General features: G+C 55.0%; 12 protein-coding genes and 1 pseudogene. 11 read left to right on the top strand and 2 right to left on the bottom strand.

The window, feature by feature from the left end; genetic code table 11:
- Positions 1 to 329: 329 nt before the first annotated feature.
- The 8 genes from E1958_RS18995 to E1958_RS20575 all read left to right on the top strand — a co-directional run bounded on the left by E1958_RS18995 (position 330) and on the right by E1958_RS20575 (position 5964).
- Entirely contained in the window at positions 330 to 557 is a 228-nt protein-coding gene (locus E1958_RS18995; RefSeq protein ID WP_133513268.1) for an addiction module protein, read from the top strand.
- A 481-nt stretch (positions 558 to 1038) separates the two neighbouring features.
- Positions 1039 to 1254, top strand: a complete 216-nt coding sequence (locus tag E1958_RS18990) for a hypothetical protein (protein ID WP_165742283.1) — start codon at positions 1039 to 1041, stop codon at positions 1252 to 1254.
- Positions 1255 to 1485: 231 nt separating this feature from the next.
- Positions 1486 to 2628, top strand: coding sequence for an ABC transporter substrate-binding protein (locus tag E1958_RS18985; protein WP_243725305.1), 1143 nt, complete (start codon positions 1486 to 1488; stop codon positions 2626 to 2628).
- Complete coding sequence (locus E1958_RS18980; RefSeq protein WP_208108623.1) at positions 2625 to 3503, top strand: carbohydrate ABC transporter permease; 879 nt, start codon at positions 2625 to 2627, stop codon at positions 3501 to 3503. The genes E1958_RS18985 and E1958_RS18980 overlap by 4 nt, the downstream gene beginning before the upstream one ends.
- Complete coding sequence (locus E1958_RS18975; protein ID WP_279512454.1) at positions 3500 to 4336, top strand: carbohydrate ABC transporter permease; 837 nt, start codon at positions 3500 to 3502, stop codon at positions 4334 to 4336. The genes E1958_RS18980 and E1958_RS18975 overlap by 4 nt, the downstream gene beginning before the upstream one ends.
- Positions 4337 to 4338: 2 nt before the next feature.
- A complete protein-coding gene (locus E1958_RS18970; RefSeq protein WP_133513265.1) occupies positions 4339 to 5487 on the top strand; it encodes an ABC transporter ATP-binding protein in 1149 nt (382 codons plus the stop codon).
- A complete protein-coding gene (locus tag E1958_RS18965) occupies positions 5484 to 5762 on the top strand; it encodes a type II toxin-antitoxin system Phd/YefM family antitoxin (RefSeq protein ID WP_133513264.1) in 279 nt (92 codons plus the stop codon). Before E1958_RS18970 ends, E1958_RS18965 begins: the two co-directional genes overlap by 4 nt.
- The gene (locus E1958_RS20575; protein ID WP_165742279.1) at positions 5749 to 5964 is read left to right on the top strand and encodes a PIN domain-containing protein; all 216 of its coding nucleotides are present in this window, start codon (positions 5749 to 5751) and stop codon (positions 5962 to 5964) included. Before E1958_RS18965 ends, E1958_RS20575 begins: the two co-directional genes overlap by 14 nt.
- Here the strand turns inward: E1958_RS20575 and E1958_RS21460 are convergent.
- Positions 5939 to 6010, bottom strand: a pseudogene (locus E1958_RS21460) (transposase); the annotation flags it as partial. The gene E1958_RS20575 and the pseudogene E1958_RS21460 sit on opposite strands and share 26 nt — an antisense overlap.
- Before the next feature lie 182 nt (positions 6011 to 6192).
- On the opposite strand from E1958_RS21460, the gene E1958_RS18955 reads away from it, so the two are divergent.
- Together E1958_RS18955 and E1958_RS18950 are read left to right on the top strand one after the other, a co-directional pair.
- Positions 6193 to 6468: a BrnT family toxin gene (locus tag E1958_RS18955; RefSeq protein WP_133513263.1), complete on the top strand. Its 276-nt coding sequence runs from the start codon at positions 6193 to 6195 to the stop codon at positions 6466 to 6468.
- Positions 6428 to 6778: a BrnA antitoxin family protein gene (locus tag E1958_RS18950; RefSeq protein ID WP_243448535.1), complete on the top strand. Its 351-nt coding sequence runs from the start codon at positions 6428 to 6430 to the stop codon at positions 6776 to 6778. Before E1958_RS18955 ends, E1958_RS18950 begins: the two co-directional genes overlap by 41 nt.
- Positions 6779 to 6792: 14 nt before the next feature.
- Here the strand turns inward: E1958_RS18950 and E1958_RS21455 are convergent, their stop codons facing one another.
- Positions 6793 to 6984 (bottom strand): phage integrase N-terminal SAM-like domain-containing protein, encoded by a 192-nt coding sequence (locus tag E1958_RS21455; protein ID WP_279512455.1) that lies wholly within the window; start codon positions 6982 to 6984, stop codon positions 6793 to 6795.
- Positions 6985 to 7371: 387 nt separating this feature from the next.
- Here E1958_RS21455 and E1958_RS18940 point away from each other — a divergent pair.
- Positions 7372 to 8083, top strand: a 712-nt coding sequence (locus E1958_RS18940; protein WP_133513261.1) for a hypothetical protein, incomplete at its 3' end; no start/stop codon positions are given.

Below are 8083 nucleotides of genomic sequence, written 5' to 3'. Positions count from 1 at the left end.
GCTGACAGGCATGGGGGGCTCCTGGGGAGTTGGGTGACTTTCCAGGGGCCACAATACCCTATGCTTGTCCAGATCGACAGTAACTACACGCTATAACTTGTTGTCTTAGATAGAAATAATGTGGGGATATCTCAGGGTCAGAGCCCTTAATGAGAGCAGTGGGAAAAGGGGCCAGGTTCAATTGATGGGTCGTTTTTCACAGATCATTCGTCTAACATTTGGCTGCAGGCGACCCAATGCCGCGGTCCAGCTCCTCAGCAACTTTCAAGCTCAGTGCCACGCGGCATTGGGCGCCTGAGCCCAAACGTTAGCCATGCTATGGTGTGATTATGAATACAATCGTGGAAAATATTAAAAAGCTATCTGTCTCTGAGCGGATTCAACTTGTAGAAGATATCTGGAATAGCATTGCTGAGGAACCTCCATTTTCCTTAGAGCTTTCTACACAGGAACGGTATGAACTGCATCGCCGGTATGCAGCGCATCAGGCTAATCCGTCCACCGGCGTTCCTTGGGAACAGGTGTATGCAAAAATTTTTTCAAGGACTCAGAGTTAGTGGAACCCATATTCAGGCCCGAATCAGACTGTTTCTGCAAAGCGAATTCCTGAATTAAAAAAGATCCTGGGGAAAACACGTTTGAGCGAGTGGATCGGGTGCCAGGACGACAGGAAATAAGGTAAATGGCATGGCTCAAGAAGCGTTGGAACATCCCCGTCCTCTATCTTGCATGGATACAGGAAACCTGATCCTCGAATGATCCCGGACTTTCAGTCCAGAAGCAACCTATCATTCTTACATCGAGTCGGGAGTATAACAGGAAGTCATTCGTGAGAAAAACCTTTTTGATGTTCACTCTGGAAATCTTGAAAATATAATCCATGAAAGAATCGAAATGGGATTTGAAAAAATATTCCTGTTCAAGTAGCAAGTCAACGAAGCTGACAAGTAAATCCAGGTGAGGCCTACGACGCACCTGATTTAGGCGTTAGACTGTACAATGCAATAGTTCTAAGTAATCTGAAAATGTTAGGAGTAAATGGTGCAAAAAGTACAAATCAGTGATGATGTGGCCTCACAGTTATACGAATTGGCGAAAATTGAGCATATTTCAGCTACGGAGCTTATAACGCAACTTGTGAAGGCATATAAAATGGAAATAGCGAAACGAAATGAATTGAAAGAATTCTTTAAGCCCTACCAAAAAGATATGGCAGGTTTTAAATTTAGCCGAGAAGAAGCAAATGAGCGATAGTTTTATCGATACCAATGTCGTTAATCCATTTGCATAAAGCGGTTGTAGAGCCGTCTACTGTTTGATGGCTTGCAGGCAAGTACGTCGAGCATCAGCGACCACAAGGTTTTCATGCTAGTGTCAACCAACTCGATATTCCATGTTAGGTTCCGGATCGGTGCGGTTCTTGCCGCAGTTCTCATGTCCGGTTGTGTCCGGGAAGCCCCAGTCACTCCGGTTCTTAACTGGTACGTGTTCAACGAGCCGTCCGGCGCTTTTGCTGCAGTGGCGCGGCGTTGCGCCGAAAAGTCGGACGGCGCTTACCGCGTCGAGCTCAAGCCGCTTCCCGCTGACGCCGACCAGCAGCGCGAGCAGTTAGTGCGGCGTCTGGCCGCGCGGGACAGCGATATCGATATTATCGGAATGGACGTGATCTGGACCGCGGAGTTCGCGCAAGCAGGATGGATCCTGCCCTGGCCGCAGGACGAAGCCCGGCAGGTCAGCATGGGCCGGATCGATGCCGCTGTGCAGAGCGCTGACTACAAGGGGCAGCTGTGGGCGGTGCCTTTTACCACCAACACTCAGCTGCTTTGGTACCGCACTGACCGGGTGCCGCAACCGCCGCAGACCTGGGACGAAATGATCGACTTGGCCGAGAGGCTCGGGGAGGACGGCACGATCCAGGCCCAAGGTGAGCGCTATGAAGGACTCACGGTCTTTTTCGTGTCCCTACTCGCATCCGCCGGAGGCTCGGTGCTCGACGAACAGGCAGATGCTCCCGCCTTGGGTGGCGCTCCTACCCGGGAGGCCTTGCGTATCCTGCATCGCCTTGCCGGGTCCCCAGCCGCCGATCCGGGATTGGCCACCGCCCGTGAGGACCAGTCACGCCTTGCCTTCGAGTCCGGCGGCTCGAGCTTCATGGTCAACTACACATACGTGTGGCCAAGCGCCCGAGCGAATGCCCCGGCGGTCGCCGAGCACATGGGCTGGGCGCGCTGGCCCGCGGTGGAGCCGGGACGGCCCAGCCGAGTCACGATCGGGGGAATCAACCTCGGGGTGGGAGCCTTCTCAGACCATCCGGTCCTGGCACGGCGCGCCATCGCGTGTATCGCCTCCGAGGATAGCCAGCGTCTCGCCGCTAAGCTCGGTGGCCTGCCGCCGACGAGCGACAGGCTCTACGACGATCCGCAGGTACGGGCGACCTTTCCTTTCGCCGACCTGTTGCGCGAGACATTGCGCGATGCCGTGCAACGTCCCAAGACACCCTATTACAACGATGTCTCGCTGGCCATCAGCCGCACTCTGCATCCCCTCTCCAGGATCGAGCCCGAGCGGGATGCCGAGCGCCTCCGCGATGCCGTAGGTCGCGCACTGCGCTCGGAGGGTCTTTTGTGAACCGTGTGCGCGACCACTCGGAGGAGCGCCTGGCCTGGCTCCTGTGCACCCCGGCGGCTCTGGCCATGCTGCTGGTGACTGCCTATCCGATCAGCTACGCTGTGTGGCTCTCGCTCTTCCGCTACGACCTGCGTTTCCCGGACGAGCAGGCGTTCGTCGGACTCGCCAATTATGCCAGTGTGCTCACCTCCGGAGTCTGGTGGGAGTCCCTGGCCAACACCCTGATCATCACCATCGGTTCGGTTTCTATCGAGCTGGTGCTAGGCATGTTGCTCGCGTTGTTGATGCACCGGGTGCTCTTCCTGCGCGGCACGGTTCGCGCGTCCATCCTGGTCCCATACGCCATCATTACCATCGTCGCGGCGCTGGCCTGGAAGTTCGCCTTCGACCCGGTCACGGGGTTCATAAACCCATGGCTCGGTCTGGAGACGGCCTGGCTGACGGAACGCTGGTCGGCCTTCCTGGTAATCATCCTCACCGAGGTATGGAAGACCACGCCCTTCATGGCCCTGCTGCTGCTTGCGGGCTTGACGTTGGTTCCCCAGGACCTGCTGGACGCGGCGCGCGTGGATGGGGCGAGTGCCCGGCAGCGCTTCTTTCGGGTGACCCTGCCCCTGATGCGCAATGCGGTCATGGTGGCCCTGCTGTTCCGTACCCTGGATGCTTTTCGCATCTTCGATACCGTCTTCGTGCAGACCCGCGGCGCCCAGGGTACCGAGACAATATCCATCGTCGGCTACCACGCCCTTGTCAGCCGGCTCAACCTCGGGCTCGGCTCGGCGGTGTCGGTGCTGATCTTCCTGTGCGTCGTCGCCATCGCGATGCTCTTCGTCAAAGGGCTCGGGGCCAGCTTCGCCGCGGAGGACAAAACGTGAGCTCGCACAGAGGTGTGCTTGAAACCCTCTTTTGGCGCACCGGCAGCCTAGTCGTGATCGCCTATGCGTTGCTGCCGGTTGCGTGGATCCTGTCCCTATCCCTCAAGCCCGCGGCGGACCTGAACGACAACCGCTTCGTTCCACGGGAGATCAGTCTGGAACACTACCGGGCCATCTTCGCGGACGCCCAGTTTCCGGCGGCGCTTTGGAACTCCATCGGCATCGCCGCAATTTCGACCCTGCTCGCCGTGTCGCTGGCCATGTTCGCCGCCTATGCCATCGTGCGACTGCGCTTTCGCGGACGCGCCCTCATACTGGGGGCGGCCTTATCCATCGCCATGTTTCCTCCGGTGGCGATCATCGGTCCCTTGTTCAACCTGTGGCGGAACATAGGTCTCTACGACACCTGGCCGGGTCTTGTTTTACCCTACATGACTTTTACCCTACCGTTGGCCATTTGGATCCTGTCGGCCTTCTTTCGCGAGATCCCGTGGGATTTGGACAAAGCGGCCCGTGTAGACGGTGCGACGCCGTTTCAGGCGTTTCGCCACGTGATCGCCCCCCTGGCGGCGCCGGGGATCTTTACCGCAGCCATCCTGGTGTTCATCTTCGCGTGGAACGATTTTCTGTTCGCCGCGGCGCTGACCTCCACCAACGATGCCAGGACGGTACCCGCCGCCATTGCCTTCTTCACCGGCAGCTCCCGCTTCGAGCTGCCGACCGGCTCCATCGCCGCCGCCTCCGTAGTGGTTACGGTCCCGGTGAGCCTGGTGGTTCTCATCTTCCAACGGCGCATCGTTGCCGGACTTACCGCGGGCGCAGTCAAGGGGTAGCAATGGCGGAGATCGTTCTCGAGCAGGTAAACAAACGCTTTGCGGATGGCACAGAAGGCCTCCGGCCAACAGACTTGACCATTCGCGACGGCGAGCTTTTCATTCTGGTCGGGCCCTCCGGGTGCGGCAAGTCGACACTTCTCAAGATTATTGTCGGTCTCGAGCGGCCTACATCCGGAGCTGTCCGTGTCGGCGGCGAGTCGGTTACGGAGCGAGATCCAAAAGACCGCAACATGGCTATGGTCTTCCAAAGTTATGCGATCTATCCTCACATGACCGTGCGCGAGAACATGGCCTTCCCGCTCAAGCTGGCCAGGATGGACGACGCAGAGATCGCTGCGCGAGTTGAAGAGGCTGCAACCATCCTGGAGCTCAGCGGACTACTCGAACGTAAACCCGCGGCGCTCTCCGGCGGCCAGCGGCAGCGCGTAGCCATGGGCCGAGCCATCGTGCGCCAGCCAGCCGTTTTCCTGCTCGATGAGCCGCTTTCGAATTTGGACGCCAAGCTCAGAGTGCAGATGCGAACCGAACTGGCACGGCTGCAGCGGCGTCTCGGCACAACAATGGTGTATGTCACGCACGATCAGACCGAGGCCATGACGCTCGGCCACCGCATTGCAGTATTGCGTAAGGGGGAGATCCAACAGACAGGAACGCCGCGGGAATTATACGGACGTCCGGCCAACTTATTTGTCGCCGGCTTCGTCGGCTCGCCGGCCATGAACCTCCTTCCTGCAAGCATCGAGGAGAACAGGCTCATTCTTCCCATGAGCGAGGTCGCCCTTCCCGAAGATTCTTCTTATAACTTGCCGCGGGGAAAGCGCGAGGTCATAGTAGGTATTCGCCCTGAGAATTTTCGCCACGCTAATCGGTCGGACGCCGGAGTGCTTGAATTCCGAGCTCGGTTAGAAGTAGTTGAATGGCTTGGGGCCGATCTTTTCGTGCATTTCGACGTGCGAGCAAATACTGGCGGGAGGTTGAGCGCACTGCATCGGGAGCTTGAGCTCGATGCCGGACATGATGGTTGCTTGCGCGTTGTGGCGCGCCTGGGAGCGGATATTCGAGCGCAGGAAGGGGAAACAATCGACCTTTCCGTCGAACCAGGCGATGTCCACTTGTTTGATTCTGAAACCGGTGAGAATATCACTTGATCACCGTAACCTCTGTCGAAGCGCAAAATCGTTTCGGCGAACTGATCGACCGATCCCAGCGTGAACCCGTCGAGATCACCCGACGTAGACAGGCCGTGGCCTATGTCATTTCCAGCCATGACATGCAGGAGTTGGTTGAATTGCGTAGATGGCGTGACGAGGCGACACGCTGGTATTCTCGCTACCGCCGGAAGGTGACCGAGCAAACGGACGACAGCGAATCCCCCACTCTCACGGATTCGGGCGTGAACCGCTTGGTGCATGAGCTTCGTTAGGCGGATCGTCATCGACACGGGCGTGTTGGTGAGTGCCGCCATCCGCCCCGAGTCTGTTCCTGCATTGGCGTTGGAAAAGGCCTTGCTGCAATTCAAGATTTGTGCCAGCGACGAGACGTTGGCCGAACTGGAAACCGTCTTGATGCGCCCAAAGTTCGACCCTTATGTCGGGAAGCGTCCCGCCCATCCCCGCGCGAGGTGATGTGGTAAAGAGCGCCGGCAAACTCGATACGTAGCGGCCTGGCTATGGCGTGAATCCACTCGATCAAAAGTTACGGATCAAGACCTGACACCGTTTCCCCTGCCGTGAAATCATGGAATTTTGGTGGCGGTGGAGTAATGTCAGTGCATCTGTGAATGCTGGAATGCAAGACCTGACCCTGATCCCTCAAGTCTACCCGGCGCTTTATAATGTAGATGTAAAAGAACCATGGTCACTTGGGACGAGACAAAACGGTTAGCCAATATCAAGACGCATGGGATCGATTTTGCCGGTTGTGAGCCGTTTTTCGATTCCCCATTGGTCACAAAGGAAGACGATCGTGAGACATACGGCGAGCAACGACTGCAAAGCTATGGTTTGCTGTACGGGATGGTGGTCTTCGTCGTCTGGGTCGAACGAGAGCAAGGCCCGCATCTGATTTCCGCGAGAAAGGCAAAGCGACATGAGCAAGCGTTCTACCTCAAAACCGTCCGACACGACTGATTGGGAGCGGGTGGCAGCCATGCCGGATGAGGCGATCGATACATCAGGCGAGCCTTTCGATGCCGACGATCCGGTATCCATTGATGCCTTCTGGGAAGATGCAGTGGTTACCCCTGCTGGCGGCGGTGCCAAGGCGGCAGCAGGCGCGATCCTGGCCAGGAAGGGTCGCAGATCGCAAAAGACACCTGCAAAGGTGCTCATTTCCGTGCGCTATAGTCCGGAGGTCGTGGAGCATTTCAAGTCAACCGGAAAAGGGTGGCAGGAAAGAATGGATGAGGTACTCAAGGAATATGTGAGGTCGCGGGAATAGCAAGGGGAAAGGGGTCAGGCCTTGACCTGTGCCTTCTCGATCAGACTGATCATTCTACTGATCCTCGAGTAGAGAAATACCAGCGCATTCAGCGCTTGATTCTGCGTGCTGGGTGCCACCCTGCCGTTGACGGCAAGGTCTGTAAGAAACGCCACGACTTCTGCCTCGCCCATCTCACGCGGATGGCGTTTGCCATGAAAAAGAATGAATCTCTTGATCTAGCCCACATAGGCTTCCTCGGTGCGGATGCTGTAATGCTTGACCCTGATCGCGTTTGCGACTTCCTTGAGGAAGGGACTGCTTGCGTTTTGACGAGCCATTGCTTGCCTCAATACTGTATCATCCGATCAGCATAGAGGTGGTAGCCATCGGGATCAAGAACTAGATGGAAGTTCGCCGTAGTTATTGGCTGGGAGAGATCGAGGCAACGAGTCTCGCACAGATCTTAACTCATTGTTTATAAATGAATTTCTTGAAATATTCATGAATTTGAAAAGAAGCAAGAGTTGTGGTACATAAAGCGATTCGGCGTATTTAAACACGGCGACGCGCCGTCTACTACCTGTTAGGGTGATGCAGAAAAGGATCTAGCAATGTCCAATTGGCTTCAAGATTTTAAGAAACCGATAAATCTAATTTCATTGATTGTGTCGATTCTCTCTTTATCATTTGCGCTTATCACGTATGATTCAAGAAGTGATGGTCGAGAGCTGTCGTATAATATACTTACTGGTAAAATCCTCGAATCAGACCCGCTAACTCAAGTTATAGAGATATTTTTCAAAGATGGCGCCCCTATAAACGGTGATGTTTATGTAGCATATATGAGCTTATGGAATTCCGGGAAAATAGCTATAAATAGCTCCGATGTAACCAGGGGGATTGAAGTTCACATGAACAGCAGTGGGCATTTTCTTGATGCAGAGAAAATACATGTTAGAGGGGATGGAATTGGTAGGGTAGAAACAATCGAAGTTTCAGAAAAAGTCATTAAACTTGAGTTAGATCAATTAGACCTTGATATGGGCGCAAAATATAAGATTCTCTATATAGACAGTGAAAGAGAAAATATCGGTATCACGAGCATCGTTTATAGCTTGTTGTTACCTAGTAATAACTCAAGGAATAACACAATAAATATTCTGGGGCATATAAAAGAAGGGAATATCGTGGACGCAAACTCGTTTGCAAAAAGATCATTTGTAGTTGGGCTTATTTCGTCTTTATTTGTTGGCACTATGTTATTAATGCGACGTCTCGTAAAAATAGCGGCATGCTTAATCAATAGGCGCGCAGTCGTTGAAA

Origin of the sequence: Candidatus Thiosymbion oneisti, assembly GCF_004359955.1 — a bacterium.
GTDB classification, from domain to species: Bacteria; Pseudomonadota; Gammaproteobacteria; order Chromatiales; family Chromatiaceae; genus Thiosymbion; species Thiosymbion oneisti.
Note: the sequence above shows the minus strand (reverse complement) of the source record. Positions and strands in the feature narration are given on the sequence as shown.